Source organism: Pseudomonas sp. Root569, assembly GCF_001427465.1.
Taxonomy (GTDB): Bacteria; Pseudomonadota; Gammaproteobacteria; order Pseudomonadales; family Pseudomonadaceae; genus Aquipseudomonas; species Aquipseudomonas synxantha.
Map to the genome: position 1 here is coordinate 75,478 of NZ_LMGQ01000028.1, position 26,776 is coordinate 102,253.

The 26,776-nt window shown below is 59.6% G+C and carries 23 protein-coding genes; 13 read left to right on the plus strand and 10 right to left on the minus strand.

Annotated features, from left to right (window positions below; translation table 11 throughout):
- Positions 1-218: 218 nt before the first annotated feature.
- Positions 219-1,166 carry a 3-hydroxyacyl-CoA dehydrogenase NAD-binding domain-containing protein gene (locus ASD70_RS25220; RefSeq protein WP_046068281.1) on the plus strand — a complete coding sequence of 316 codons (948 nt, stop codon included), beginning with the start codon at positions 219-221 and terminating at the stop codon, positions 1,164-1,166.
- A 175-nt stretch (positions 1,167-1,341) separates the two neighbouring features.
- Here ASD70_RS25220 and ASD70_RS25225 read toward each other — a convergent pair whose 3' ends face one another.
- Entirely contained in the window at positions 1,342-2,229 is an 888-nt protein-coding gene (locus ASD70_RS25225) for a LysR family transcriptional regulator (RefSeq protein ID WP_046068280.1), read from the minus strand.
- Between the two features lie 135 nt (positions 2,230-2,364).
- Between ASD70_RS25225 and ASD70_RS25230 the strand changes: the two genes are divergently transcribed.
- The 4 genes from ASD70_RS25230 to ASD70_RS29175 all read left to right on the plus strand — a co-directional run bounded on the left by ASD70_RS25230 (position 2,365) and on the right by ASD70_RS29175 (position 6,180).
- A complete protein-coding gene (locus ASD70_RS25230) occupies positions 2,365-3,351 on the plus strand; it encodes a zinc-binding dehydrogenase (RefSeq protein ID WP_046068279.1) in 987 nt (328 codons plus the stop codon).
- Between the two features lie 148 nt (positions 3,352-3,499).
- Entirely contained in the window at positions 3,500-4,705 is a 1,206-nt protein-coding gene (locus tag ASD70_RS25235) for a serine hydrolase domain-containing protein (RefSeq protein WP_056847705.1), read from the plus strand.
- Between the two features lie 221 nt (positions 4,706-4,926).
- Complete coding sequence (locus ASD70_RS25240) at positions 4,927-5,739, plus strand: META and DUF4377 domain-containing protein (RefSeq protein WP_056847706.1); 813 nt, start codon at positions 4,927-4,929, stop codon at positions 5,737-5,739.
- Between the two features lie 273 nt (positions 5,740-6,012).
- Positions 6,013-6,180 (plus strand): hypothetical protein, encoded by a 168-nt coding sequence (locus tag ASD70_RS29175; protein ID WP_173664489.1) that lies wholly within the window; start codon positions 6,013-6,015, stop codon positions 6,178-6,180.
- A 61-nt stretch (positions 6,181-6,241) separates the two neighbouring features.
- Here ASD70_RS29175 and ASD70_RS25245 read toward each other — a convergent pair whose 3' ends face one another.
- Entirely contained in the window at positions 6,242-6,496 is a 255-nt protein-coding gene (locus ASD70_RS25245) for a hypothetical protein (RefSeq protein WP_056847707.1), read from the minus strand.
- A gap of 330 nt (positions 6,497-6,826) precedes the next feature.
- Between ASD70_RS25245 and ASD70_RS25250 the strand changes: the two genes are divergently transcribed.
- On the plus strand, positions 6,827-7,435 hold the full coding sequence (locus tag ASD70_RS25250) for a LysE family translocator (protein WP_056847708.1): 609 nt from the start codon (positions 6,827-6,829) through the stop codon (positions 7,433-7,435).
- A 363-nt stretch (positions 7,436-7,798) separates the two neighbouring features.
- Positions 7,799-8,782 (plus strand): GlxA family transcriptional regulator, encoded by a 984-nt coding sequence (locus ASD70_RS25255; RefSeq protein WP_056847890.1) that lies wholly within the window; start codon positions 7,799-7,801, stop codon positions 8,780-8,782.
- A gap of 39 nt (positions 8,783-8,821) precedes the next feature.
- Here ASD70_RS25255 and ASD70_RS25260 read toward each other — a convergent pair whose 3' ends face one another.
- The 5 genes from ASD70_RS25260 to ASD70_RS25280 form a co-directional block, all read right to left on the minus strand.
- Positions 8,822-10,069, minus strand: a complete 1,248-nt coding sequence (locus tag ASD70_RS25260; protein WP_056847709.1) for an NAD(P)/FAD-dependent oxidoreductase — start codon at positions 10,067-10,069, stop codon at positions 8,822-8,824.
- Positions 10,070-10,071: 2 nt separating this feature from the next.
- Complete coding sequence (locus ASD70_RS25265) at positions 10,072-11,643, minus strand: aldehyde dehydrogenase (NADP(+)) (RefSeq protein ID WP_056847710.1); 1,572 nt, start codon at positions 11,641-11,643, stop codon at positions 10,072-10,074.
- A 132-nt stretch (positions 11,644-11,775) separates the two neighbouring features.
- Positions 11,776-12,723, minus strand: coding sequence for a dihydrodipicolinate synthase family protein (locus tag ASD70_RS25270; RefSeq protein WP_056847711.1), 948 nt, complete (start codon positions 12,721-12,723; stop codon positions 11,776-11,778).
- Between the two features lie 35 nt (positions 12,724-12,758).
- The gene (locus tag ASD70_RS25275; RefSeq protein ID WP_056847712.1) at positions 12,759-13,685 is read right to left on the minus strand and encodes a 4-hydroxyproline epimerase; all 927 of its coding nucleotides are present in this window, start codon (positions 13,683-13,685) and stop codon (positions 12,759-12,761) included.
- A gap of 11 nt (positions 13,686-13,696) precedes the next feature.
- A complete protein-coding gene (locus ASD70_RS25280) occupies positions 13,697-15,322 on the minus strand; it encodes an APC family permease (RefSeq protein WP_056847713.1) in 1,626 nt (541 codons plus the stop codon).
- A gap of 187 nt (positions 15,323-15,509) precedes the next feature.
- On the opposite strand from ASD70_RS25280, the gene ASD70_RS25285 reads away from it, so the two are divergent.
- Both ASD70_RS25285 and treS read left to right on the plus strand, forming a co-directional pair.
- Entirely contained in the window at positions 15,510-16,319 is an 810-nt protein-coding gene (locus ASD70_RS25285) for an AraC family transcriptional regulator (protein ID WP_046068269.1), read from the plus strand.
- 168 nt (positions 16,320-16,487) lie between these two features.
- On the plus strand, positions 16,488-18,551 hold the full coding sequence (treS, locus tag ASD70_RS25290; RefSeq protein WP_046068268.1) for a maltose alpha-D-glucosyltransferase: 2,064 nt from the start codon (positions 16,488-16,490) through the stop codon (positions 18,549-18,551).
- Positions 18,552-18,637: 86 nt separating this feature from the next.
- On the opposite strand, the gene ASD70_RS25295 is transcribed toward treS, so the two are convergent.
- Positions 18,638-19,066: a glycine zipper domain-containing protein gene (locus tag ASD70_RS25295; RefSeq protein ID WP_043047676.1), complete on the minus strand. Its 429-nt coding sequence runs from the start codon at positions 19,064-19,066 to the stop codon at positions 18,638-18,640.
- A gap of 228 nt (positions 19,067-19,294) precedes the next feature.
- Between ASD70_RS25295 and ASD70_RS25300 the strand changes: the two genes are divergently transcribed.
- The gene (locus ASD70_RS25300; RefSeq protein WP_046068267.1) at positions 19,295-19,753 is read left to right on the plus strand and encodes an Hsp20 family protein; all 459 of its coding nucleotides are present in this window, start codon (positions 19,295-19,297) and stop codon (positions 19,751-19,753) included.
- Between the two features lie 49 nt (positions 19,754-19,802).
- Here ASD70_RS25300 and ASD70_RS25305 read toward each other — a convergent pair whose 3' ends face one another.
- Positions 19,803-20,699: a LysR family transcriptional regulator gene (locus ASD70_RS25305; protein ID WP_046068266.1), complete on the minus strand. Its 897-nt coding sequence runs from the start codon at positions 20,697-20,699 to the stop codon at positions 19,803-19,805.
- Between the two features lie 284 nt (positions 20,700-20,983).
- Here ASD70_RS25305 and moaB point away from each other — a divergent pair, with 284 nt between their 5' ends.
- Complete coding sequence (moaB, locus tag ASD70_RS25310; protein ID WP_056847714.1) at positions 20,984-21,523, plus strand: molybdenum cofactor biosynthesis protein B; 540 nt, start codon at positions 20,984-20,986, stop codon at positions 21,521-21,523.
- Positions 21,520-22,725 carry a molybdopterin molybdotransferase MoeA gene (locus ASD70_RS25315; RefSeq protein ID WP_056847715.1) on the plus strand — a complete coding sequence of 402 codons (1,206 nt, stop codon included), beginning with the start codon at positions 21,520-21,522 and terminating at the stop codon, positions 22,723-22,725. The genes moaB and ASD70_RS25315 overlap by 4 nt, the downstream gene beginning before the upstream one ends.
- A gap of 312 nt (positions 22,726-23,037) precedes the next feature.
- On the opposite strand, the gene moaA is transcribed toward ASD70_RS25315, so the two are convergent.
- The gene (moaA, locus tag ASD70_RS25320) at positions 23,038-24,036 is read right to left on the minus strand and encodes a GTP 3',8-cyclase MoaA (RefSeq protein ID WP_056847716.1); all 999 of its coding nucleotides are present in this window, start codon (positions 24,034-24,036) and stop codon (positions 23,038-23,040) included.
- A gap of 411 nt (positions 24,037-24,447) precedes the next feature.
- Here moaA and ASD70_RS25325 point away from each other — a divergent pair, with 411 nt between their 5' ends.
- Positions 24,448-26,772, plus strand: a complete 2,325-nt coding sequence (locus tag ASD70_RS25325) for an FdhF/YdeP family oxidoreductase (RefSeq protein WP_056847717.1) — start codon at positions 24,448-24,450, stop codon at positions 26,770-26,772.
- Positions 26,773-26,776: the final 4 nt, after the last annotated feature.

Genomic DNA, 26,776 nt, shown 5'->3' on the forward strand with positions numbered 1-26,776 from the left:
CTTGCGCCAATCAAGGTATTTGTTCCGTGGCTCAAGTCATCCCCACTATAGGTCAAGCCAAGTTGATTGCAGTGAAAAACCCCATTGTGGGCAGACAGTGGACCACGCTCAGCTTGTGCTCACCAGTGGATGATCATTCATCCTCACGCTTATCACATAAGGCTGCCTGATGTATTCATCAGTAATACCGCGGTCTGTTTTAACGGATGGAAATAACCATGAGCAACGTGATTAAAAAAATCGGGATAGTCGGCACAGGGGTAATTGGCGCGAGTTGGAGCGCATTGTTTTTGGCTTACGGATTTGAAGTCATCGCTGTTGATCCTGCGGACGGAGCCGAAGCGGCACTGCGCGAGTATGTCGCTAAAGCCTGGACAGAGATGCAGGAGCTTGGCTTGGTTGCGGCTGGCGCATCGCAACTGCGACTGACATTTTCCACCTCTCTCGAAGATATCGCGGATGTAGATTTCGTACAGGAAAACGGTCCTGAGCGATTGGACTTCAAGCAGGATTTATACCGTCAACTCGATGCTGTCCTGGCCTCAGATGTACTGATCGCCACTAGCTCTTCAGGGCTAACAATGACGGAAATCCAAAAAGGCTGCGTTCTTCATCCAGAGCGTTGCTTGGTCGGGCATCCGTTCAATCCACCTCATCTGATTCCCCTGGTGGAGTTAGTAGCCGGTAAACAGACCTCCAGCGAATCAGTTGATCGTGCGCAAACCTTCTATTCCAGCCTTGGCAAGCGAACGATTCGACTGAACAAAGAGGTACCAGGGCATGTAGCCAACCGCCTGCAAGGGGTACTTATCAGAGAGATCATGTCGCTCGTCAATGAAGGTGTCGTAAGTGTCGCAGATGCAGATACGGCCTGCTCTTGGGGCCCGGGTCTGCGTTGGGGCGTGATGGGTCCCGTGCTTTTGAACCATCTTGGCGGCGGAGCAGGCGGAATTGAGCATTTTTACAAACAGTTCGCTGGTCCTTTGGTGACGTGGTGGACGCCGCTGGGGGGCGTTGAGTTCACGCCGCAGATGCAAGAGAAAATGATCCAGGGTCTGTATGCGGAAGTGGCCGATAGAAGCTTTGAAGAGCTGGCGGCCGAGCGAGATCGCTTGCTCGTAACTCTTCTCAAAGCGCGTTTAGCAGTCAACACAGAAAAAAACTGAGTTATACGGCCATTTACCTATTCCGCTACTCGCTGGCGTATTAACCGGTTTCATACACCGCTGAGCAACCAGCGTAGCAATGTATGGCATTACGTTTTCCCCTTTGGCTCCCTGCTTGGATAAGTAGGGAGCCTTTTTTTTCGTTGTCTGGATCGCCATCCGAACGCTCAAAAAATCACTGAGATATTGTTGATACCTGCGCGATGTACTCTACATATCCTTGCACGAAGTCCAGATATGCACGCACGATAGCCGACGGATGATGATGCGACGGATAGAGCAAGTTTATTTGCTGTTCTGGCAATGGATAGGCCGGCAGCAAGGCCTGGAGCGTCCCTTCACGGATAGCGCTTGCGGCGAGAAAGGGCGGTAGCTCCGTCACCAGGTCTCCCGTCAGTGCACGGCTGCGCAGATGCATGTAGTCATTTGTGGACAGAATGGCTACCGGCTTGATCGTTTCTCCCCCCAATAACCAGTTGCCCTGGTTGCCTCGTCCCCAAACGCCGCAAGGATATGCATGTAAAGCCTCGACACTGGAGGGTAGGCCCAGCCGCTCGATCAACATGGGGCTGGCCACCAGCACATGACGATATTTAAGCAGGTGACGGGCGACCAGGGTTTCGTGTGCGATTTCACCAACCCGCAGCGCCACGTCGATGCCTTCCTCGATCAGATCGACGCGCCGTTCAGTGGTGTGGATGCTGACTTGTACCTGCGGGTAGCTGCGCTGAAAGGCAGATACAACGTCCCACCACGGTTCAAACGAGGGCGGCAGCGACAGGCGCAGACGTCCGGTCAAAAGCCGCTGGGAACATATGACTGATTGCTCACCCGCAACTAGCGCTTCGATGCCCCGACTGGCGTGCTCATACAGCCGCATCCCAGAATCGGTGAGTTTGGTGCCCCGCACCGAGCGCTCGAGCAATTGAACCTTAAGTTGCTGTTCGAGCTCTCGAATGCGCCGACTCAAGGTGGGTAGTGGAATGTTCAGGCGTTCGGCTGCGGCGGACAGACTGCCGGCCTGCGCCACACTGACGAACATGCGAACGGCGTTTAAGTCCATGACGATACCCTCTCACATTTGGTAGGAGAGCCTATCGTTTGCGTGGATTATCTTCCAGCTTAGAGTGATGGATAGTGCGAGCACTTGCCCAAGCGGCAAGGTTCATACCTGCAACGCACTTGAGGAAGATTCCCCATGAAAGCTTATGTGATCGAACAGCCCGGCGATGCCGACGTTTTGCAATTGCGGGATATCCCATCCCCAGAGCCGACAGTCGGTGAAGTATTGATCCGTGTCCGCGCCTTTGGCATCAACCGCATTGATACCGCATTGCGCGCCGGCCGAATGGGACCTATCACCGAGCCACGGGTCCCGGGTATTGAGGCTGTGGGTGAAGTCATTCGAGACCCCTCCGGCAAATTGAGCGCCGGTCAGCGCGTCGCTACCGCCATGGGAGGACTGCAATTTACCCGTAATGGCACCTATGCCGAACAAGTCACCGTGTTGAGCAATAACGTGATTGCCTTGGATGACACCACGCTGCCTTGGGAGCAATTGGCCGCGCTGCCGGAAATCTACTTAACAGTCTGGGGAGCACTGGACAAAAACCTGGCGATTAAAAAGGGTCAGACGCTGTTGGTTCGCGGTGGCACTTCCGCAGTGGGCCTTGCTGCTATCACTTATGCAAAAGCCCGCGGATTAAAAGTGATTGCGACCACCCGCAGTGCGGGCAATAGCCAACGCCTTTACCAAGTGGGGGCCGATATCGTGGTAATCGACGATGGTAAAATTGCCCCGCGCATTCGCGAAATCGCACCGGGCGGGGTCGACGCGGCGCTTGAAGTCGTCGGCGTCGTAACGCTATTGGACACCCTCAAGGCCGTGCGTCCCTTCGGTGGGGTGAGCGTTGTCGGTGGGCTGGGTGGTACGCCCAACCTTGAGCAATTCAACCTGAGAGGGGACATGCCGGGTGCTGTGCGGCTGAGCCTCTTCCCAAGCAGCTTGTTGGGGACTTCCGACTTGCCTTTGGAAGACACACCATTGCCATGGTTGGTAAAGGAAATCGCTGCCAAGCGTATCCCTTCCATTAATAGCAGAACCTTTGCCTTTGATGAGGTCCGTCAAGCGCATCGTTTGATTGAAAGCGACCGCGCGTTAGGAAAAATTGTTGTTGTCCTTTGATGGATAGTACGACGAATATGCATATTTATTGATTAATCCAAATTTTGCATATGACAACCCTTGCGGCCAGAGCACACTAAGCCTGGCGCAGGGGGAGCCCAGTTTAAAGTTCTAGGGCCGAACGCATATAAACTTAGGAGAACAACCGATGGCTGAACAAAGTTCACATCTTCGTTTGTCGTCTGTCGATGCCAATTTACAGAAAGCCCTTAACGCGGGACATGCACCCGGTCTGGTCGGATTGTTAGCGCGTGGAGACGATGCGCATGTCGCCGTTTTAGGTCGCATGGCGTTGGATGGTCCGCCTATGCGACGTGATTCGATCTTCCGCATCGCCTCGATGAGCAAGGTTATAACGGCTGCGGCCACCATGCTTCTCGTTGACGATGGCAAGTTAAAACTCAATGAGCCGGTCGACCGCCTGCTACCGGAGTTGGCTAACCGACAAGTATTGCGCAACCTCGACGGACCAGTGGATGATACCGTCGCGGCAAAACGCTCCATAACGGTTGAAGACCTGCTGACATTCCGTTTAGGTTGGGGAATTATTTTTCAGCCTCCCGGCACATACCCTATCCAGGAGAAGATATCAGCACTCGGTATCGCCGGTTTCGGACCACCTGACCCAACGTTGAGTTTGAATGCTGACCAATGGCTTCAACGCATCTCAACGCTGCCACTCTTTGCCCAACCTGGCGAAAAGTGGATATATAACATTGGCTCTCTCATTCTAGGTGTGCTGATTGCTCGCGCATCGGGGCAACAGTTCGGCGAGTTCTTGTCAGAACGAATTTTCAGTCCACTTGGAATGAAAGATACTGGCTTCTATGTGCCGGAAGATAAGCTGGATCGCTTGGTAACCGCTTACCGGCAGAAGGAAGGCACACTTGAAGAGTGGGATGCCCAGAGAACCGGTGGTTGGAGCCGACCTCCCGCTTTTGAACAAGGTGATGGAGGCCTGGTTTCGACAGTGGATGATTATCTGGCGTTTGTACGTATGTTGCTCAATGGCGGCGCGAATAATGGACGACAATTGCTGTCAAGAGATGCGGTCAAGATGATGACTACCGACCACCTCACACCGTCTCAGCGCAAGGAGGGTGAGTCTGTCCTCCAGGAGGGTCAAGGCTGGGGATATGGGTTGTCTGTTACCGCAAAAGAAACCTCGAGCGGGGCTCGTGTGGGGACGATCGGCTGGAGCGGTGGGTTTGGCAGTAGATGGCAAAGCGATCCCGTCTCGAAACTGACGACGGTGCTTCTGACTCAGCGTATGTCCGACACCCCGAAACCAGCTCCTATATTCGAAAGGTTCGAACAGGACGCAAGGAAAGTCGGAGATTTCATCGATCACTGATAAAGGGCGTTGCCCGGGACTGTGGTATCGCTTCCAGCGTCCTTATTGCGTGAAACTGAACGAAAAAAGTGATGTCCCATCGCTATCGGTCAAGGACGAGGTCGTCCGAGCGAGCGCTGGGTCAACACTCAGTAATACCTCGAACGCTTGCCGGTTTAGCCGCGCGTTTATCCTGCCCGCGCAAGATAACGCCCGTATTCATCAAGCTGACAGAGTGAACCATGAAACACAAAATTCTTCTTGTGGCCGTTTGTGCTGCACTGGTCCAAGGTTGTGCCGCCCCTTCCAAAAGCCATGAAGAATCACCTTCCATGCCCATTGCTACCTCGGCCGCTGCAGGCCAGCCAGCATTATCTGCTTATTACTGGAACCTGGTTTCGGCGACTGATGCTTCGGGCAAACCTCTCGTTGTGATGAACAAAGGCATCGAGCGCAAGTTGCGTGTTTCCTTCGGTGAAAAGAACCTGAAAATCAGCGGTGGCTGCAATGGCCAGTTCGGCGGCTATCAATATCAGGGAGGGGTTCTGAAGGTGCAGTCACTGGCTTCTACGCTCATGGCCTGTGACAAGAGCCTGATGGACCTTGACGCCCAGGTAGGTCGACTGTTCAAAGGTGATCTGCGCGCCGTCATCACCGGTGATAACACGGGGCCAGTGCTGCAACTGACTACAGTGGACGGCTCGGTGCTCAAGCTTCAGGGGGAGGCCACTCCTGAGACCCGTTACGGTAGCAAGGGCGAGGTCAAGTTCCTGGAAGTGGCGCCCAACACTGTCAAGTGCAGTCACCCGATGATCCCTGACTATCAGTGCTTGCAAGTGCGTGAGCGCCGCTATGACGACGCAGGCCTGCAGCTTCCGACCCGGGACAAATGGCACCCGCTGTATCAGTCTATTGAAGGCTTTGAGCATCGTGATGGCGTGCGCACGGTAGTGCGGGTCAAGCAATACGACTGGAAGAATCCGCCAGCAGATGCGCCTTCGACGGTCTATGTGTTGGATCTGGTGGTGGAGCAGGACGCGTCCGGGACTGAATAAGTAATCGAGAACCAGGGCAGGCCGGTGCTCATGGGTCGATTACGACCTGGGCCTGCGCTATTGGAGACCCGTAGATTAGCGTCTACGGGTTTTTTATCGCCTGCAGGTTATTAAGTAGATTTTCGACGAGTGACGTGTCTAGATCAATGGTTACAGCTCAGTCGGGGTTGTCACGGAAGCATTTGCCGACTACCCTGAAAATGTTTGAATTGTTACGAACAATTTCGGTTTGACTGTTTTTCAGCCAAACGACTTCAGGACGAGGAACGAAAAATGTTTTCACACGAAGGCACTGCATTAGAGCTGTTGACCCTGGTTTTTGGTGTGACGGGCGTACTCCTGATCGCTTGGTTTTTTCACCATCAATACGAACTCAGGGCGCGCAAGCGTGTAAAAAAACAACGTGGTCATGACAAGCAGCCCTCCGCTCAAAGTCACTGACTGTTCGTAGCGCGTGCCAGCCGCCAGCGCTGGCCTCAGTCCGATGATCCGAGGGGCGGTGTCACCCCAGCGCCTCGGATCTGCTGATCCTCTGTGCTTTGACTTCATTGGCATAGGCTTCAAGCCTTTGCTGCTGTGCAGTGAGTAATGCGCAGACCTTCCTTAATGCAACCGCATCACTTGAATGCCCGCCAGCGGCCAATGCGGTCAGCTCAACCACGGACCAGCCGATAACAGCGCTGGCGTCTTCAAGGTCGTAGAACAATTCCTGCTGCGCAGTTCGGGGGCCGTCGAGATCTTCTATCAAGGCGTTCACTCTGGCCTGTGTGGGTTAAAGCGAATAAGAGCGTAGGACATGATATTCATCCAAGTAGGTAATGAATGTTTTTTTTGCCCGGTGCGATTATCAGGCAAAGAAAAGCCCGCGATGAGGCGCGGGCTAAAAGGAGTTCATTAAGGAGCTGAAACCACCATAAATGCTGGTCTGTGAAAGGTTTGTGAAACCCATCGGTGATCTGCGTGAGCGCAAGTGAATGTTAGACCTCCAAAAGTGTATGCCTCGATCTCTCTCCAGCTGTACCGGGCGATGGGCGCCGCAACCTACTACCGTCGCTGACATACCATTGTCGCTTGGATACCGCGCCTCATGTTGATGTCTACCAGCCTGTTGTCAGCCTTTGTGCTTTTTGCCTTCGTGTCTTCCATCACCCCGGGTCCCAACAACACCATGTTGCTGGCGTCGGGGGTGAACTTCGGGTTTCGCCGCTCGATCCCTCACGCCTTGGGCATCAGCATAGGGTTCATGTTGCTGGTGATTTGCGCCGGGTTGGGTCTGGGGGAAGTGTTCAAGCTGTTCCCGTGGGCGTACACGCTGCTGCGCTATGTTGGCGCCACCTATCTGCTGTACCTGGCGTGGAAGATTGCTACCGCTGGTGGGGTATCGGACAGTAATGACGAACAGGGCAAACCGATGACGTTCCTGGGTGCGGCGGCTTTCCAGTGGGTTAACCCCAAGGCCTGGATCATGGCGCTGGGTGCAATCACCACCTATACGCCGGCTGAGGGTTACGCCACTAACGTACTGCTGATTGCGGTGGTGTTTGCCGTGGTCAACCTGCCAAGCGTGTGTGTATGGCTTGGTTGCGGTAGCGGCCTGCGCAATGTATTGCGCGAGCCGCGCTGGCTGCGGATGTTCAACTGGTCCATGGCTGGGTTGCTGGTGTTGTCGTTGTATCCGATGCTTTTTGTGAGCTGATTCAGGTTCAAACCGGCGAAATAGTTGCCAGCAAGCCAATGCCGATGGTCAATACCAAAAAGCCGAACAGGAAAATTGCCATTTTGGTCATAAGGCCTCCGAAGGGCGGGGAGCGACAGGGATGTCGGGATGGCGCCTATTGTCCGCCTGGGACGGCGTTCAATACAGGTGCAGATGACAGAGAAAAAACCATATCAGATGGTGCCGCAGTAGCTGGGCTGCGGCTTTTGAAGCATCTTGGATTTATCAATATCAGGTACGCCGATTGAGACAGTGACAGCGTTTGCCCCTAAGATAGCGCCCATTGCATCAACAATAAGAGTGGGCCAACCCTCGATGGAAAGACGCCAGTTCAGCGGTGGCATGCAAGGCAAGAACCTGCGCTACCTCAATGACAAAACCCCGCAGGCAACCTCGGTCACCCAAGTCGGTTTCCTGCTGCTCGAACACTTCTCCCTGCCGGCCTTCACCCAAACCCTAGACACCCTCGTGACCGCCAACCTGCTGCGCCCCGAGCTGTTTGCCTCGCGCACCTTCGGCTGGGGCGAGGGAGAAGTGATCAGTGACCTCGGGCTGGTGATCCGACCCGATGCGAGCCTGGAGTTGTCGACACTTCAGGAGCTGGACCTGCTGGTCATCTGCGGTGGTTTCCGTACCGAACTCAAGGCCAGCGACCCGTTCATTCAACTGCTGCGCAGCGCCGCGGAGGCGGGCGTTCGCCTTGCCGGTTTGTGGAACGGCTCCTGGTTCCTTGGTCGCGCCGGCCTGTTGCAGGGCTACCGCTGCGCGATTCACCCCGAACACCGCCCGGCGCTGGCGGAAGTGTCCAAGGGGGCCCAGGTCACCAGCGAGCCCTATGTGATCGACCGCGACCGCCTCACCGCGTCGAGCCCCTCCGGCGCCTTCCACATGGCCCTGGACTGGATCAAGAGCCTGCACGGCAAGGCGCTGGTCGAAGGCATCGAAGACATCCTGGCGTTCGAAGAATCACGCTATCGCCGCATCAAGCCAACGGAGAACGTCTGCGTCAGCGCACCTCTGCGCGAAGTGCTGAAGCTGATGGACGCCAACCTCGAAGAACCGCTTGAACTCGATCAGCTCGCCGTCTACGCCGGCCGCTCCCGCCGCCAGTTGGAGCGCMTGTTCAAGGAACAATTGGGCACTACGCCGCAGCGCTACTACATGGAGCTGCGCGTCACCGAAGCGCGCCGCCTGTTGCAGCACACCGAGTTGTCACAGGTGGATGTACTGGTGGCATGCGGTTTTGTTTCGCCAAGTCATTTCAGCAAGTGCTACAGCGCGTACTTCGGCTATCGCCCCTCCAAGGAAAAGCGATTGGTCAAGTAGCAGGACAGCTCCAACCTTTGTGTATCGGGATCAGTTTGCTCAGAAGCGATCCAGTCGATAGGGCTGTAACTCAGGCACTGACTCTCCTGCCGCCAGTTGCCCGATCCTTTCAGCCGTCACCGCCGCCTGAGTCAGCCCCAGATGCTGATGACCAAACGCAAGCAGCACCTTGGCCTCGCACACCCGGTCAATGATCGGCAGCGAGTCGGGCAGGGACGGCCGAAAACCCATCCACGGTGTGGCGTCACTGTCGTTCAGATTGTGGCGAAACAGCCCCTGGCTCAAGCGGTGCAGCTGCCAGGCCCGTTGCATATTCGCCGGGCGGTCGAGGCCGGCGAATTCGACCGTGCCGGCCAGGCGCAAGCCGCCGGCCATGGGCGTCATGATGAACTTGCGTTCCAGTGAGGTGACGGCGAAGGGCAGGCGCTGGTGTTCGTGGGGCAGCATCAGGTGATAGCCGCGCTCGGTGTCCAGCGGTACCTGTTTGCCTGTCAGAGCCGCAGTGAGTTTGGCCGAGTGGGCGCCGCAGGCGATCAGCACCTGGCGCGCCGTCACCAAGCCTTGATCAGTCACCAATGAAACACCGCTGTCATCCAGGCGCCCATCCAGAACACGCTGCTGCAGAAATTGCACACCCTCGGCCTTGGCCGCATTCACCAGTTCGCCGACCACGGTATAGGGGTCGAGAAAATGCCCGGTACTGGGGAAGAACAAACCACCTTGTATGGCGTCGCTCAATTGCGGCGCGACCGTGCGCACCGCCTCGCCGCTCCAGAACTCCACGGCTACGCCTTGCTGCTGCATGCGTTGCTGCAACGCATCCAGGGCGACGCGGGATTCGGTGCGCTCAATCACCAGCAGCGAACCGTCTTCGCGCAGCAGTTGCGTTTGCCCAATGGAATGCAGCAAACGCTGCCATGCACCCAGGCTGCCTTCATTCAATGCACGCAGGCCGGCCACGGTGCGCTGGTAGCTTGCCGGTCGCAGATTCAACAATAGGCGAATAAACCAGGGCAGAGCGCGGGGCAGGTAGGCCCAGTCCAGGCGCAGCGGGCCCATGGGGTCCAGGAGCATGGCCGGCAAGCGCTTGAGGATCGACAGGTCGGCGATGGGGAACACTTGCTCCGTCGCCAGGTGACCGGCGTTGCCGTAGGACGCGCCCATGCCCGGCGCCTGCGCGTCGATAACCTGCACCTGCCGGCCTTGGCGCGCCAGCTGCAAGGCACAGGCGACGCCGATGATGCCGGCGCCGACCACCACAATGTCTGCTTGATTGGGCTCGGCCATGGCTACGCCTCTCTCTGGCCGTCAAGCAGGCGCCGCAGCCCCAGCGGGTTGTCCTGTTGGAGGGCATTGGGCAGCAGGGCATCCGGGAAATCCTGATAGCACACCGGCCGCAGGAACCTGTGGATCGCCGCCGTGCCCACCGAGGTGCTGCGCGCATCCGAGGTCGCCGGGAACGGCCCGCCATGCACCATCGCATCGCAGACTTCCACACCAGTCGGCCAGCCGTTGACCAACAGACGCCCGGCCTTGCGTTCCAGTACCGGCAGCAGTGCGCGGGCCTGGGGCAAATCCGGCTCATCCAAGTGCAAGGTCGCGGTGAGTTGACCTTCCAGGCGTTCGGATACCTGGCGCACTTGCTCGACATCGCCGCATTCCACCACCAGCGAGGCGGCGCCAAAGACCTCGGCTTGCAGGTGTTCGTTGTTCAGGAATGCCTGGGCCTGGGTTACGAACAGGTGGGCCTGGCCTTGGTTCGGCCCGGCGGCCGCCAGGCCCTTGGCGGCAACCTGGGCGTGCTGGGCCAGTGCATTCACGCCGGTTTCGTAGGCGCTGAAAATGCCCGGGGTGAGCATGGTCTGGGCCGGGCAACGTGCAAGCAGATCACTGGCGACCTTGATAAAGCGGTCCAGGGCGCTGCCTTTCACGGCGATTACCAAGCCAGGGTTGGTGCAGAACTGGCCGGCACCTTGGGTCAGTGACGCGACAAAGCCTTCGGCCAATGCTTCAGCCCGTGCTTCAAGCGCGGCAGCAAATAGGTACACAGGATTGATCGAACTCATTTCCGCATACACCGGGATCGGTTCCGGGCGTGCCTGGGCGGCCTGGCACAATGCGACACCGCCACGGCGCGAACCGGTAAAGCCGACGGCCTTGATGCGCGGGTCGGTCACCAGTGCGATACCCACCTCGTTACCCGCGCCATAAAGCAGTGAAAACACACCTTCGGGCAAACCACACTGTTTGACCGCCTGCGCAACGGCGCGACCCACCAGCTCGCTGGTGCCGGGGTGGGCGCTGTGGGCCTTGACCACCACCGGGCAACCGGCAGCGAGTGCCGATGCGGTATCGCCGCCCGCCACGGAGAAGGCCAGGGGAAAGTTGCTTGCCCCAAACACTGCGACCGGGCCCAGGGCGATATGTCGCTGGCGCAGGTCGGCGCGGGGCAGCGGTTGGCGCTGGGGTTGCGCGGTATCGACCCGTACGTCGAGCCATTCACCCAGGCGTACAGTGCGGGCAAAGGCGCGCAGTTGCCCGCAGGTACGACCGCGTTCACCTTGAATGCGTGCGCGGGGCAGGCCGGTTTCGGCGCTGGCGCGTTCGATCAATTCATCGCCCAGGGCTTCGATGTTATCGGCAATGGTTTCAAGAAACCTGGCGCGATCTGCCAAGGCGGTTTCGCGGTAAGTATCGAACGCGGCCCATGCCAGTGCACAGGCCTGCTCGACCTGCTCGCCATCGCCGCCGGCATAGGCGGGTTCCAGTGGCGTGTCGGTGGCGGGGTTGATGGCCCGGATCGCATCGCGATGGCCGCAAAGGGATTGCTGACCAATCAGCATCTTGCCTGTCAGAGTCATGGGGCATCCTGAAAAACAGAGGGGTGTTGTAGGAGCGAGCTTGCTCGCGAAAATAGTGCGTATAACGCGTGCATTCGGGATGAACGCGTTATCGTTAACGACCTTCGCGAGCAAGCTCGCTCCTACAGAAAATCAAGCGACGTTCTGTTCAGCCGACCAGTTGGCATACCACTGGCGGAACAGCGCGTATTGCTGCTCGGCGTACCGACGCTGGGTCTCGCTGAGCACATCGGTTTCGTTGAAGTGCAGGGCGTACCCCTGGTCACCGTTGAGCACCATCAGGTGCTTGTAATACAGCACCAGGTCGCAGCCTTCGTCGAACGACGACAGCACCGCCAGCGCGGCTTCCAGCTCGCGCGCCTGGCGACGGGCCTTGGCATCGCCCTTGGCGGCTTTTTTGCTCAGGGCCACCAGCTGCAGGACTTCCCGTGGCAGCGCGTTGCCGATGCCGGTGATCGCGCCGGTGGCGTTGCAGTTGACGAAACCGTGCACCACCTGGGTGTCGACACCGACCATCAGGGTCACGTCATCGTCCTGGGAGGTGATGTTTTCTGCGGCGTAGCGCAGGTCGGCAGCGCCGCCGAACTCCTTGAAGCCGATCAGGTTCGGGTGCTCGCGGCGCAGTTCGAAGAACAGATCGGCGCGGGTGGCGAAGCCGTAGTAGGGGCTGTTGTAGATCACCGCCGGCAGGTTGGGCGCAGCGTTGAGGATCGCCGCGAAGTGGGCCTTTTGCGCGGTGACCGAAGCTCCACGGGACAGCACGCGGGGAATCACCATCAAGCCATGGGCGCCGACCTTGGCGGCATGGGCCGCGTGGGCTACCGCCTCGCGGCTGTTCACCGCGCCGGTGCCGACGATGGTCGGCACGCCGGCCGCGACCAGGCGCGCCACGCCTTCCTGGCGCTGTGCCTCGGTGAGCAGCGGCCAGTCGCCCATGGAGCCGCAATACACCACTGCGCTCATGCCGATATCGATCAGCTCGCGACCTTTGGCGACCAGGGCGTCGAAGTCCGGCTTGCGCTCGGCGGTGCAGGGGGTCATCAGGGCGGGCATGCAGCCGGTGAAGATGTTGTCGCTCATGGTGCTAACTCCATTCAGGTCAATAAATAAAACGCTCAGATACCCCAGGCAAACGGGTCCTGCTCGTCGATCAGCAAGGTGCTGTCAGCGGTCATGTAGGCGCGGCCGGTGATGAACGGGCGCACACGTTCACCGTCCCATTCGTAGCGGCCCTGGAACTGGCTGCCGGTGATGCTGGCTTGTACCCAGGTGTCTCCTGCGGCCAGTTCGCCGTCGGCGGCCAGGCAGGCGAGCTTGGCGCTGGTGCCTGTGCCGCAGGGGGAGCGGTCGTAGGCTTTGCCGGGGCACATGACGAAGTTGCGGCTGTCGGCGTGGTCGTCGTCGGCGAATAGTTCGATATGGTCGATCAGCGCGCCATCGGCGCCGTGAATACCCTGGGCCTCAAGGGCCTTGAGCATCGCCCAGGTGTAGTCGGTCAAGGCCTCCACGTTGTCCATCTGCAGCGCCTGGCCGTGGTCCGACACCAGGAAGAACCAGTTGCCGCCCCAGGCAATGTCGCCCAGCACCACGCCATGCCCAGGCACCTGCACCGCTACCTGCCGGCGGTAGCGGTAAGCCGGCACGTTGCGCAGGGTCACGTTGCCGTCTTCGTGCAGGGTGGCCGCCACCGGGCCCACGGGCGTGTCGATGGTGTGGACACCCGGGGCGATCAGCCCGAGGTAATGCAGTGAGGCCACCAGACCGATAGTGCCGTGGCCGCACATGCCGAGGTAGCCGGCGTTGTTGAAGAAGATCACCCCGCAGGTGGCGCCCGGTGTGACTGGCGCGCAGTACAGCGCGCCGACCAGTACATCATTGCCCCGTGGCTCCAGCAGGCAGGCGCGGCGCCACTGATCGTGGTCGGTGCGCAGGTGTTCCAGTTGCTCGGCGATCGAGGCGCCGTGCAACTCAGGAAACCCGCTCATTACCAGGCGCGTAGGCTCGCCGCCGGTGTGCGAGTCAATCACGTGCAGCCGTTTCATAGAAGGCTCCATCAATGGGTTGTCGGGGACAGTGGGGCGCGGTAAGGCGCGTCGCTGACGGCTTCGCTTTCGTCGTCTTCGTGTTCCAGACGCACCAGGTGGGCCGGCACGCCGGTGGCGGCGCCCCAGTAGTAGATGCCTAGGGCACAGGCCGCCACGACCAGGGTGTCAAACGGGTGGCTGATCACGCCGACGCCGCCAAAGCTGCCGAGCTTGGAGAGCAGGATGGTCACGGCGTAGAAGCCGATCAGCCAGGCAGACGAGCGTACTTGTTGCTTGAGATTCAAGTGCGCGGTCGGCACCCAGCGCGCGCACAGCAGGTACACCAAAAACATCAGGATTTGCAGGCCCAGCAGCCAGGACACCGTACTCCAGCCTGACCAGTACACGATCAGCGCGGCAATGATGAACGACAGCGGGCCCAGCACCGCCATGCCCTTGACCCGGAACGGGCGCGTCATGTCCGGCGCATTCCGACGCAGGGCGGCGACGGTCACCGGGGCCACCGCGTAACTGAGGATCAGCGCCGCGGACACTACGTTGATCAGTGCTTCCCAAGACGGGAACGGCAGGGTCCAGAACACCGACAGGCCAAAGGTCAGCCACAGCGCCGGGCGCGGGATGCCGGACTTTTCATCGATGCGCGTGAAGATCTTGAAGAAGGTCCCGGTCTGCGCCCAGCCATACACCACGCGTGGGGTGGCGTTCATGTAGATATTGCCGCAGCCGCTGGGGGAGATCACCGCATCGGCCACCACCAGGTAGGCCAGCCAGCCCACGCCCAGGGCCAAGGCGATATCGCGATAGGGCAGGGCCAGTTCCTTGCTGATCCCGGCCCAGCCATTGGCGAGCATTTCGGTGGGCACGCCGCCGAGAAACGCAGTTTGCAGCAGCACGTAGATGGCAGTCGACAGCAGCACCGAGAGAATCAACGCGATGGGAATCGTGCGCTGCGGGTTCTTGACTTCGCTGGCCACCGAAATGATCGGCGTCAACCCCAGGTAGGCAAAGATTACCCCGCCTGCCGACACCGCCATCTCGATGCCTGAGAGGCCGAAGGGGGCAAAGCCGTGCATCTGGAAATTCGCCGGCTTGAAGAAGGTGAACAGCACGCCGATCACCAGCAACGGCACGATGAACTTGAACACGCTCACCAAGTTATTGGCGATGGCGAACGTCTTGACGCTGCGGTAGTTGAGGACAAAGAACAGGCACAACAGCGCGAACTGCACCAGCCAGCCCAGGGTGGTGGGGTCGCTGGAGCCGGCCTTGGTCAGCTCGGGAAACCACGCCGCGGCGTATTGGCGCGAGGCAACCACTTCAATCGCCACCAGGCTGGAAAACGCGATCAGCGTGATAAAGCCCATCAGGTAGCCCAGCAGCGGGCCATGGGAGTACACCGGGTAACGCACCACGCCACCGGCGCGGGGCAGGGCAGCGCCGAGCTCGCAGTAGACGATGCCCAGCAGCAGTACGGCGAAACCACCCAGCAACCAGGAAAAAATCCCTGCCGGGCCGGCGATGGCCGACACATGGCTGGCGGCGAACAGCCAGCCCGAACCGAAGATGGCACCCAACCCGATAAAGGTGAGGTCCATCAGTGACAGCTGTTTCTTGAACTTGCCTTGGCCTGACATAGCGGCGCCTTCTTGTGAGTTATTGGATAGGCATGCAGTGGCGCTATCGTGAACCCATCGACATGGCGGCGATTGATGTTTTGCGTTGGGATGGATGACGAATTCAGCACAGTTTGTCGCGCTCGACAGCGCTTGGCGCATGGCGCAATCTGCGCGTTGTAAAAGCACGAAAAGGGCAGTGATAGTCATGTTGCACAGCGCGTTTGCGAGCCTTTTCCAAGGCAGTCGCCCCCACAGCATCGAACAGCTATTGAGCGGTGTAGAGCAGTTGCTGCCGATGCTCGACGTGTTGCCCAACGCCGCGATTTTTATCAAGGACATCGACGCCCGCTACGTGCTAGCCAACCGCACCCTGGTGCAGCGATGCGGCCTGCGGCAGTTGCAACCGCTGCTGGGCAAGACCAGCGCCGAGGTGTTTCCCGCGCAACTGGGGCCGGGCTATACCGAGCAAGACCGACGTGTACTCGAGCAGGGGCTGGTGCTTGAAGACCAGCTTGAACTGCACCTCTACGGCACCCGCGAGCCCGGCTGGTGCCTCACGCACAAATGGCCGCTGTACAACCATCTCGGCGCGATCATCGGCCTGGCGGGGATTTCGGTCGACCTGCAATCGGCCAGCGAAACCCACCCGGCCTATCAACGTCTGGCGGCAGTGGACGAACACATCCGCAACCACTTCAACCGCCGTGTGACCCTTGGTGAGTTGACCCGTATCGCAGGGATATCCGTGGCGCAACTGGAGCGCTACTGCAAACGCGTCTTCCACCTCACACCGCGGCAAATGATCCAGAAAGTGCGACTGGAACATGCCCGGCGGCTGTTGCATACCGACCTGCCGATTACCGAGGTGGCGCTGCAATGCGGGTACACCGACCACAGCGCGTTTACCCGCCAGTTCAAGGCGCTGACCGGGTTCACCCCCAGGCAGTATCGGCAAGCAACACCAGGAGGGCGGACACACGAAAGTCCAATGTGGGAGGGGGCTTGCTCCCGATAGCGGTGTGTCAGTCACACAAGAATCGACTGAAGCACCGCTATCGGGAGCAAGCCCCCTCCCACATTTTTGGATTGCTGCCTGCCTTGGCTCCATTTCAATGCAACGAATGGCGCGCCCGCCCCTCCTATGCTTACGAGTAACCTTTTGACCACCACAGGTATCGAGCTTATGACCGCGGCGAACAACGACCATGTGAACTGGCTGGTGCAGCAATCCATGCTGCACGCGGCGCGACAGCGGGCCAAACTGTATTCCGGGCAGGGTCGCTTGTGGCAGCAGCCCTACGCGCATACCCGGCCGCGTGATGCGTCAGCCTTGTCGTCAGTGTGGTTCACCGCCTACCCGGCGTCGATTGTCACCCGCGAAGACGGCACGGTGCTGGAAGCGCTGGGGGATGAAACCCTGTGGCATGCCTTGTCGAAGATCGGTATCCAAGGCATTCATAACGGCCCGCTGAAAAAGTCCGGTGGCCTGTCTGGCGCCGAACACACGCCGACCATCGACGGCAATTTCGACCGCATCAGCTTCGATATCGACCCGCAACTGGGCACCGAGGCGCAGTTGCAGGCGTTGACGCGCATGGCCGCCGCGCACAATGCGGTGATCATCGACGATGTGATCCCATCCCACACCGGCAAGGGCGCCGATTTTCGCTTGGCGGAAATGGCCTACGAGGACTACCCCGGGCTGTACCACATGGTGGAAATCCGCGAGGAAGACTGGCCGTTGCTGCCTGAGGTGGCCGAGGGCCGTGATGCGCAGAACCTTAGCCCGCTGCAGGTGGATGCGCTGCGCGACAAGCACTACATCGTCGGCCAACTGCAACGGGTGATTTTCTTCGAGCCCGGGGTGAAGGAAACCGACTGGAGCGCCACACCTGTGGTGCTCGGCGTGGATGGCAAGCCACGCCGCTGGGTCTACCTGCATTACTTCAAGGAAGGCCAACCCTCGCTGAACTGGCTTGACCCTTCGTTCGCCGCGCAGCAGATGATTATCGGTGACGCGCTGCACGCCATCGATGTGATGGGTGCCAAGATCCTGCGCCTGGACGCCAACGGTTTTCTCGGCGTGGAGCGCAAGCTCGATGGCACGGCCTGGTCGGAAAGCCATCCACTGTCGATCACCGGCAACCAGTTGCTTGGCGGAGCGATCCGCAAGGCCGGCGGTTTCAGCTTCCAGGAACTCAACCTTACGGTGGACGATATTGCGTCCATGTCCCACGGCGGTGCGGACCTGTCCTATGACTTCATCACCCGCCCGGCCTACCAGCATGCGTTGCTGATGGGCGACACTGAATTCCTGCGCCTGATGCTGCGCCAGATGCATAACCTCGGCATTGATCCGGGGTCACTGATCCATGCCTTGCAGAACCATGACGAACTGACCCTGGAGCTGGTGCATTTCTGGACGCTGCACGCCCATGACACGTTCCTGTTCCAGGGCCAGACCTTTCCCGGCAACATCCTGCGCGAGCACATCCGCGAGCAGATGTACGAACGCCTGACCGGCGAGCATGCGCCGTATAACCTTAAGTTCGTCACCAATGGCGTGTCCTGCACCACTGCCAGCATCATCACCGCTGCCCTGGGTATTCGTGACCTTGAAGCGATCACCCCGGCCGATATCCAGCAGATTCGCCAGATCCATCTGCTGCTGGTGATGTACAACGCCATGCAGCCTGGCGTGTTTGCGCTGTCCGGCTGGGACCTGGTGGGCGCGCTGCCATTGGCAGCCGAGGAAGTCGCGCACTTGATGGCCGATGGCGATACCCGCTGGATCCATCGCGGCGCCTACGACCTGGTCGATCTCAACCCCGATGCCGAGCTGTCGGCCGGGCAGATGCCACGCTCGAAAAGCCTGTATGGCAGCCTGAACAGCCAGTTGGAAGACCCGGAGTCATTTGCTTCGCAACTGCAAAAAATCCTCGCCGTGCGCCGCGCCTACGACATTGCCGCCAGTCGCCAGATCCTGGTGCCGGACGTGGAAAACCCCGCATTGTTGATCATGGTCCACGAATTGCCGGCCGGTAAGGGCACGCAGATCACCGCGCTGAACTTCGGCGCGACGCCGATCACCGAAACCTTGCACTTGCCCGATATCGCGGCGGGGATGGTAGTGGACATCATCAATGAACGGGTGGAAGGCGACCTGAGCGCCGAGGGTGATTTCACTATCACGCTGGATGCTTATGAAGGCTTGGCGCTGCGGGTGGTGAGCAGCTCGCCGATATAACACGGGGCGGGTGTTGACAAGCCGGGTTGAAAGGAATTCAACGCCTTTGAGCCCGGCTTGTTTGCAATCAGAACAGCATCAGACGATCAATGATGCTTATTCTTGTGCTTATGCTTGTTGCCTTTGTGCTTCGCGCCGCCTGAACGATGATTGCTCTCGTCATCGGCCAGGTTGTTACCCAGCGCGCCACCTGCGGCGCCACCTACACCCGCGCCGATGGTCGAACCGGTGGTGCCGCCCAGGCGATTACCAATCACCGACCCGCCGGCAGAACCCAAACCGCCGCCAATCGCCGCTTCGGTTTTATTGCCCTTTTGCGCGCCAACCGCGCCACCGGCGGCGCCGCCCACGCCTGCACCGATGGCCGCACCGGTCGACCCGCCGAGCTGTTGGCCTACCACATTGCCCAACGCGCCGCCGACACCGCCGCCCAGCGCGGCAGTGCCATCTCCGGCGGCCAGGGCCCCTTGGGAAATCAGGATGCCCAATGCCAGGGCAGGGAATGTCATTTTCATTTTTTTGTACCTCAAGGGCTGTCTCAGGCGCTCACGGTTTAAAGCACGCCTGGCATTGAGATTAGAGCACATGCGGTATCACTGCGGTTTTTGCGATAGTCATTGGCGCAAGAAAAAATTTCTTATGGCCCCCTTGAATTCCGTTTTCTCGTCCATAAATTTTTGATCACGCGATGCCGAACTCGGGTCGCGTACTAAATCACTTGGAGAAACTCAGGAGATTTTAAAATGGCTACTACCCTTTCGTTGGCCCCACTGTTCCGTCAATCGGTGGGCTTTGATCGCTTCAATGACCTGTTCGAGTCGGCGCTGCGTAGCGAGGCTCCGAATTCCTATCCGCCTCATAACGTGGAAAAGCACGGTGACGACGCCTACCGCATTGTCATCGCCGTCGCTGGCCTGACCGAGGAGGACCTGGATATCCAGGTCGAAAGGGGTGTCTTGACGGTTTCCGGCGGAAAACGCGAAACCGACGATAAGGTCGCTTACCTGCACCAGGGCATTGCCCAGCGTGCCTTCCGGTTGTCGTTCCGCTTGGCGGACCACATCGAAGTGCGTGGCGCAGCCCTGACCAACGGGTTGCTGAGCATTGACCTGCTGCGTGAGGTGCCTGAAGAGGCCAAGCCAAAACGCATCACGATTGGCGGCGAGGCCAAGCCTGAACTGCGTCAGGTAAGTGTGCAGTAAAGCAAACGGCGGTAAAAAGGCGCTCTACGGAGCGCCTTTTTTATGCGCGTCAGACCTCGGTCTTGGTCGCGAACAACTTCCTGGCCTCGGCAAAACACTTCTCGGCAATGGCCGAGCGTGGTTCGGTCTTGCGCATCACCATGCCCAGGGGCGCGAGAACGCTGGCGTCCGGCAGGTTGATGAACGCCAGGTTCTCGATCGGGCTCTCCAGGCCGCTGTCCAGGGGCATGATCGCGCAGCAGAAGCCCTCGTGGATGGCCTGGAACAGTTGGTACGTCGAATCGCTTTCAAGGATGGGCTGCGGATCGAGGCCGCGGCTGCGGAAGCTCAGGTCGATGGACTTGCGGTAGTGCATGCCATTACTGATCATCCCCAGGGGCAATTCGGCCGCGTCTTCCCAGCTCATTTCCGTGCCGTCGAAATGGAAATGACGGGTGTCGTAGAGCAGGCCGACGCGGGTCTCGCCCAATTCGAAAAAATCCAGATAGTTGGCGTTCACATGGTCCAGGTAGCACACGCCCAGGTCCAATTGGTTGGTGCCCAGGGCCTCGATAATCTTGTCCGAACTCATGGAGGTCAGGCTGAACTTGAGTTCCGGGAAGGTGTGGGACAAACCCTGGATGTAGCTGATCGGGTTGAACCCGCTAAGCGGCACCAGGCCCAGGCGCAGGTTACCGACCAACTGGCCACGGCACGCGGCGGCTTCGGCGAACAAGCCATCGTGGGCGGCAAGCAGGGTCCGGGCCCAGGCCAGCACGCGCTCACCGGCCTGGGTGAAGCCTTCGAAGCGCTGGCCGCGGGTGACCAGCTCCAGGCCCAGCTCATCTTCCAGGTTGCGCAGGCGCATCGACAGGGTCGGCTGGGTGATGTGGCAGCGTGCGGCAGCCTGGCCGAAGTGCCGGGTCTGCTCCAGCGCGATCAGGAATTTGAGTTGCTTTATGTCCATTAAGGCACCTGCCTGGGAATAAGTGAGAGCCGTTCGAGGCGCGAGGTGCTGGAAACCCGCGTAACCCGACGAATGAATGAACAGACGATCTCATTGTAACGGCAGGCACGTCCAATCACCTGTATTGACGACGCGATTGATGCACTCGATAACAGTCCAGGGCCGCCTGTAAAAGCCGTGATAGAAACGCTCGATAACCCGGTCAGCCGTAACGATTAGACAGCCATCGTTTCAGCGCTTTAGCCTGCGGCCATTGTCTTGATAATCGCCTGCCGGAGAATCACATGAGCGTAACGTCGGATGCATTGTTTGTACCCTTGAATATTGCCGTGTTGACGGTCAGCGATACCCGCGAATATGCCAATGACACCTCCGGGCAATTGCTGGTCAGCCGTCTGTTGGAAGCCGGGCACAGCCTGGTGGAGCGCAATCTGCTCAAGGATGACCTGTATAAAATCCGCGCCCAGGTGGCGACCTGGATCGCCGATGAGCGCGTGCAGGTGGTATTGATTACCGGCGGCACCGGTTTTACCGGCCGCGACAGCACTCCCGAGGCAGTGGGATGTTTGCTGGATAAGCACATTGACGGTTTCGGTGAGCTGTTTCGGGCGATCTCGATTCTTGATATTGGTACTTCCACGGTGCAGAGCCGCGCCTTGGCCGGGCTGGCCAACGGCACGCTGGTGTGCTGCCTGCCGGGCTCGACCGGGGCTTGCCGTACTGCGTGGGAAGGTATTCTTGCCGAGCAGCTCGATGCGCGTCACCGCCCTTGTAATTTTGTGCCGCATCTCAAGCCGATCGCACTGTGTGGCACACGGGGATGAGCCGCGCCGCGCTGATGTCGGTGGAGGAGGCCATTGCTGCATTGTTGGCCCTGGCCCAGGAACACCGCCTGCAAGACAGCGAGTCGGTGTTGCTCAGCGATGCCCGGCAACGGGTGCTGGCCAATGACTTGGTGGCGACCCTGGACCTGCCGCCCTGGCCCAACAGTGCCATGGACGGCTACGCCCTGAACCTCACGGGTTGGCGGGGCCAGCCACTGCCGGTGTCGCAACAGGTCTTCGCCGGTCAAGAGCCTGAGCCGCTGCAGCCCGGCACTTGTGTGCGCATCTTCACTGGCGCACCGGTGCCGGACGGTGCCAATTGCGTCGAGATGCAGGAGAACGCCGAGGTGCTGGACGATGCGCGCGTGCACTTCGCCCAGCCGTTGCGCGAGGGCCAGAATATCCGCGCCCAAGGCCAGGAAAACCGCGCCGGTGAGGTATTACTGCAGGCCGGCAAGCGACTCGGCCCTTTCGAGTTGGCCGTTGCAGCGGCCCAGGGCTGCACCCATGTATCGGTGGTACGCCGTCCACGGGTGGCGCTGCTGTCCACCGGCGATGAACTGGCCGAGCCGGGCACGCCGCTCAAGCCTGGCTGCATCTACAACAGCAACCGCACCTTGCTCAGCCATTGGCTGGGCGCGCTGGGGTGTGAGGTCATCGACGGTGGCATTCTTCCCGACCAGCCGCAACTGACTCGGCTCAAGCTGGAGCAGTTGCAGCACGCCGCTGACCTGATCCTGACCACCGGCGGCGTGTCGGCCGGCGATGCCGACTGCCTCGGCCAGGTACTGCGTGAATGCGGCAAGCCGTTGTTCTGGAAACTTGCGATCAAACCGGGTAAACCCCTGACCGTCGGTTCATTTGGCCGTGTGCCAGTGATTGGCCTGCCCGGTAACCCGGCCTCGGCGCTGGTGACCTTCGGGCTGCTGGCGCGGGCATATCTGTTGCGCATCCAGGGCGTCGATGATGTCACGCCGATGAGCTTTGCGGTGAGTGTGGGGTTTGACTGGCCCAGGGCCGGCAGTCGCCGCGAATACCTGCGCGCCAGGATCGAGGCGGGCAGGGCGGTGCTGTATCCGAACCAGAGTTCCGGGGTGATGCTGGGTGCTTCGTGGGCGGATGGGTTGGTTGAAATTTGCGAGGGAAGCACGTTGCAGGCCGGTGATACGGTGCGGTTCATACCGTTCTCTGAGTTGTTCTGATTCGCGCACGCCGCGCCTTGGCGAGGTACCGAGTGGTCGGGCAAGAGTAATCAGTCTTGATCCAGCATTCTGGTCGCCTGTCAGGCCGCCATCGGGAGCAAGCCCCCTCCCACAGGTCCAGCGGCGCACCCAAAGTCGTCAGGCTGGTTTCACCCAGCACCTGCTGCCAGGTCTCACCGCGGGCGCATAGCAATTGCCTGACGTCTGCAATGGTGTGCAGGGACTCATCCAGTACGAGCTGTTCACCGCCGCTGCCCTCGTGCATGGGGCACCTCGGGGCAGCTCGATACAAAAAAGGGAAAGCCGGGTCGATTAGCCGCCGGTCATGTTCATGAAACGCACCACCTGCACATCATCGTTGAGCTCGAAGTTGTGTCGATAAGGCTTGATCTTCATCGACTCGAGGATGGCGTGCTCCAGCCGTTGTGGTTCACCCAGATAACGGCGTAGCACCTCCTTGAGGTCGACCGAATGCTCGTTGCCCAGGCACAACAGCAAGCGGCCTTCTACGGTCAGCCGCACGCGGTTGCAGGTGCCGCAGAAGTTGTGGCTGTGGGGGGAAATAAAGCCCAGGCGGATATGCGGCGCTTCGGCCAGGCGCCAGTAGCGTGAAGGGCCCTGGGTCGATTCGGCCGAGTCGATCAGGGTGTAGCGTTCGGCGATGCGCTCGCGCACTTGCGCGCTGGAGTAGAACGCCTCGGCACGGCTGTGTTCGCTGATCACGCCCAAGGGCATTTCCTCGATAAAGCTGATATCAACGCCGCGTTCGATGGCGAACGCTACCAGGTCGTTGATCTCGTGATCGTTGCGGCCTTTCATTACCACGCAGTTGAGTTTGGTGTGTTGAAAGCCTGCAGCATTCGCGGCGTCGATACCGGCGATGACCTTGGCCAGGTCGCCGGTGCGCGTCAGTTCGCGAAAGCGCTGGGGGTCGAGGCTGTCGAGGCTGATATTCAGGCGCTTCACGCCAGCCTCGAACAAGGGGGCGGCGAGCTTGCCCAGCTGTGAGCCGTTGGTGGTCATGCACAGCTCGCGCAGGCCGGGGAGGGCGGCGATGCGCTGGCACAGGTCAACCACGCCCGGGCGAATCAGCGGCTCGCCGCCGGTCAGGCGGATTTTGCGCGTGCCCAGCGCTACGAAGCTTTCAGCCAGTTGATACAGCTCCTCCAGCGTGAGGATGCGCTGGCGCGGCAGGAACTGCATGTCTTCGGCCATGCAATACACACAACGGAAATCGCAGCGGTCGGTCACCGACATTCTGAGGTAGTCGACCCGGCGAGAAAAACTATCCATCAGGATCTTATCGGTCATGGAAACCTCCGGCTGCGGCTCAATAAGAGCGTAGCCATGGCGTTGTTTTTGAGCGCTCGACAGAGATGAGAGCCTTATTTGATTCAAGCCTAAAGTTGTTTTTGAAGGGCGTCTAATCACTATTAGCAACTGAGTGATCGATGAAATCTATAGCGATTTAATTTAGATTTTTTAAGCTCATATCACTATGAAAAATAACGACTTTAATGGTGATCGATGTTATCGATGGCGTGGTCATTATTTGTGATTAGACAGATGTTTTTGCAGGGCCTAGCCTGAATATGTAAACCGATTTTGAGACCGTGGAAAGATCGGTGCAAACACTGTTTGCGTTCTGCAATGCCTGAAAATAACCACCAATAAAGGCTTTAAGTTAGGCGCTGCCTATGCGTGAAGTCCTGGAGAAGCATCATGAGCGAAGTTGAGCGTTATAAACCCTACAAGGGGGCGGCCGCCGGTTGGGGCGCGCTGATCGCGGTGACGAAAAACTGGCTGGGCAGTGAAAACGCGCTCAAGAACATCCGCGCGATGCTCAAGACCAACCAGAACGGCGGTTTCGACTGCCCCGGTTGCGCCTGGGGCGAGTCGCCTGAAAGCGGCATGGTCAAGTTCTGCGAGAACGGCGCCAAGGCGGTCAACTGGGAAGCCACCGGGCGCCTGGTCAACCCGGCGTTCTTCAACAAATACACGGTGTCGTCGCTGGCAGCGCAAAGTGACTATTGGCTCGAATACCAGGGCCGCTTGACCCACCCGATGCGCTATGACGACTCCCTGGACCGTTATGTCGAAATCTCTTGGGACGATGCCTTTGCCCTGATCGCCAAGCACCTCAACGAGCTGGAGTCGCCGGACCAGGCCGAGTTCTATACCTCGGGGCGCGCCAGTAACGAAGCGGCTTATCTGTACCAGCTGTTCGTTCGCGCCTACGGCACCAATAACTTTCCCGATTGTTCGAACATGTGCCACGAAGCCAGCGGCCTGGGCATGGACGACAGTGTCGGCGTGGGCAAAGGCACGGTGACTTTCGATGACCTGGAAGAAGCCGACGCGATTTTCGTCATCGGCCAGAACCCCGGCACCAACCACCCCCGCATGCTTGAGCCACTGCGCGAGGCGGTAAAGCGCGGCGCTCAGGTGATTTGTTTCAACCCGCTCAAGGAGCGTGGGCTGGAGCGTTTCCAACACCCGCAGCATCCTCTGGAGATGCTCACCAATGGTTCCGAACCTACCTCGTCGGCGTACTTTCGCCCGGCCTTGGGCGGCGACATGGCAGCTTTTCGCGGCATCGCCAAGTTCCTGCTCAAATGGGAACGTGAAGCCTTGGAGAACGATGGCGAGGCAGTTTTCGACCGCGCTTTCATTGCCCAGCATACCTCGGGCCTGGAGCGCTACCTGGCGCAAGTGGACGCGACTTCCTGGGAGCATATCGTCGAGCAATCGGGCCTGAGCCTTGAGGATATCGAGCTGGCCGCACGTATGTACCGGCGCGCCAAGCGGGTGATCATGTGTTGGGCGATGGGCGTGACCCAGCACACGCACTCGGTGCTGACCGTGCAGGAAATCATCAACGTGCAACTGTTGCGCGGCAACATCGGCCGGCCAGGGGCGGGGCTGTCGCCCGTGCGCGGCCATAGCAACGTGCAAGGCGACCGCACCATGGGCATCAACGAACTGGCGCCGCCGGAGTTGATCAACGCATTGGAAGCACGCTTTGACTTCAAGGTACCGCGCCGCCATGGTCACAACACGGTCATGGCGATTGCTGCCATGGAAGAAGGGCGCGCCAAGGTCTTCATCGGCCTGGGCGGCAATTTTGCCCAAGCCACGCCGGACACCCCGCGCACCCATGCGGCGCTGCGCAAGTGCGATCTCACCGTGCACATCGCCACCAAGCTCAACCGCAGCCATCTGGTGACGGGTCGCGAAGCCTTGATCCTGCCGTGCCTGGGCCGGACCGATATCGACATCCAGGCAGAAGGCCCGCAAGGCGTGACCGTTGAAGACACTTTCAGCATGGTGCACATCTCCCACGGCCAGCTGAAACCCAAGTCGCCGCTGATGCGTTCGGAACCGGCAATCATCGCCGGGATCGCCAATGCGACCCTGGGCAAGCACCCGATTGACTGGCTGTGGACCGTGGCGGACTACGGCCGCATCCGCGACCTGATTGCCGACACCATTCCCGGCTTCAAGGACTTCAACACCAAACTGCTGCACCCGGGCGGTTTCCACCTGGGCAACGACGCAGCGCGACGCATCTGGAAAACCGACACCGGCAAAGCCCAGTTTGTCTCCAGCGTGTTGCCGGCGCACCTGGTCAGCGAAGGCGTGCGCAACCTGGACGTCAAGCCCGAGCTGATTCTGCAGACCATTCGTTCCCATGACCAGTACAACACCACCCTGTACGGGCTCGATGACCGTTATCGCGGCGTCTATGGCATGCGCGATGTGGTGTTCGTCAATGAACAGGACATCCGCAAGCTGGGCTACGAGCCGGGGCAGAAAGTCGACATGGTCTCGCTGTGGGGCGATGGCCGTGAGCGTCGGGTCAGCGGCTTCACCTTGATCGCCTATGACATTCCCGCCGGGCAGGCCGCCGCCTATTACCCCGAAACCAACCCATTGGTGCCGCTGGAAAGCTATGGCGACCGCACCTTTACCCCGACGTCGAAGTTCATCGCCATCCGGCTTGAACCCGCGCCGGCCAGCAATCTGATCCAGTCCCACGGCGCTTGAGCCG

What these genes read in the sequence shown, in the direction of transcription:
- ASD70_RS25285 (WP_046068269.1), top strand. Translation starts at nt 15,510, where the DNA reads ATGTTGCACAGCGCGTTTGCGAGCCTTTTCCAAGGCAGTCGCCCCCAC.
- ASD70_RS25225 (WP_046068280.1), bottom strand. Translation starts at nt 2,229, where the DNA reads ATGGACTTAAACGCCGTTCGCATGTTCGTCAGTGTGGCGCAGGCCGGC.
- ASD70_RS25270 (WP_056847711.1), bottom strand. Translation starts at nt 12,723, where the DNA reads ATGAGCGACAACATCTTCACCGGCTGCATGCCCGCCCTGATGACCCCC.
- ASD70_RS25235 (WP_056847705.1), top strand. Translation starts at nt 3,500, where the DNA reads ATGGCTGAACAAAGTTCACATCTTCGTTTGTCGTCTGTCGATGCCAAT.
- treS (WP_046068268.1), top strand. Translation starts at nt 16,488, where the DNA reads ATGACCGCGGCGAACAACGACCATGTGAACTGGCTGGTGCAGCAATCC.
- moaA (WP_056847716.1), bottom strand. Translation starts at nt 24,036, where the DNA reads ATGACCGATAAGATCCTGATGGATAGTTTTTCTCGCCGGGTCGACTAC.
- ASD70_RS25260 (WP_056847709.1), bottom strand. Translation starts at nt 10,069, where the DNA reads ATGGCCGAGCCCAATCAAGCAGACATTGTGGTGGTCGGCGCCGGCATC.
- ASD70_RS25240 (WP_056847706.1), top strand. Translation starts at nt 4,927, where the DNA reads ATGAAACACAAAATTCTTCTTGTGGCCGTTTGTGCTGCACTGGTCCAA.
- ASD70_RS25250 (WP_056847708.1), top strand. Translation starts at nt 6,827, where the DNA reads ATGTTGATGTCTACCAGCCTGTTGTCAGCCTTTGTGCTTTTTGCCTTC.
- ASD70_RS25220 (WP_046068281.1), top strand. Translation starts at nt 219, where the DNA reads ATGAGCAACGTGATTAAAAAAATCGGGATAGTCGGCACAGGGGTAATT.
- ASD70_RS29175 (WP_173664489.1), top strand. Translation starts at nt 6,013, where the DNA reads ATGTTTTCACACGAAGGCACTGCATTAGAGCTGTTGACCCTGGTTTTT.
- ASD70_RS25300 (WP_046068267.1), top strand. Translation starts at nt 19,295, where the DNA reads ATGGCTACTACCCTTTCGTTGGCCCCACTGTTCCGTCAATCGGTGGGC.
- ASD70_RS25315 (WP_056847715.1), top strand. Translation starts at nt 21,520, where the DNA reads ATGAGCCGCGCCGCGCTGATGTCGGTGGAGGAGGCCATTGCTGCATTG.
- moaB (WP_056847714.1), top strand. Translation starts at nt 20,984, where the DNA reads ATGAGCGTAACGTCGGATGCATTGTTTGTACCCTTGAATATTGCCGTG.
- ASD70_RS25305 (WP_046068266.1), bottom strand. Translation starts at nt 20,699, where the DNA reads ATGGACATAAAGCAACTCAAATTCCTGATCGCGCTGGAGCAGACCCGG.
- ASD70_RS25265 (WP_056847710.1), bottom strand. Translation starts at nt 11,643, where the DNA reads ATGACTCTGACAGGCAAGATGCTGATTGGTCAGCAATCCCTTTGCGGC.
- ASD70_RS25325 (WP_056847717.1), top strand. Translation starts at nt 24,448, where the DNA reads ATGAGCGAAGTTGAGCGTTATAAACCCTACAAGGGGGCGGCCGCCGGT.
- ASD70_RS25275 (WP_056847712.1), bottom strand. Translation starts at nt 13,685, where the DNA reads ATGAAACGGCTGCACGTGATTGACTCGCACACCGGCGGCGAGCCTACG.
- ASD70_RS25295 (WP_043047676.1), bottom strand. Translation starts at nt 19,066, where the DNA reads ATGAAAATGACATTCCCTGCCCTGGCATTGGGCATCCTGATTTCCCAA.
- ASD70_RS25230 (WP_046068279.1), top strand. Translation starts at nt 2,365, where the DNA reads ATGAAAGCTTATGTGATCGAACAGCCCGGCGATGCCGACGTTTTGCAA.
- ASD70_RS25280 (WP_056847713.1), bottom strand. Translation starts at nt 15,322, where the DNA reads ATGTCAGGCCAAGGCAAGTTCAAGAAACAGCTGTCACTGATGGACCTC.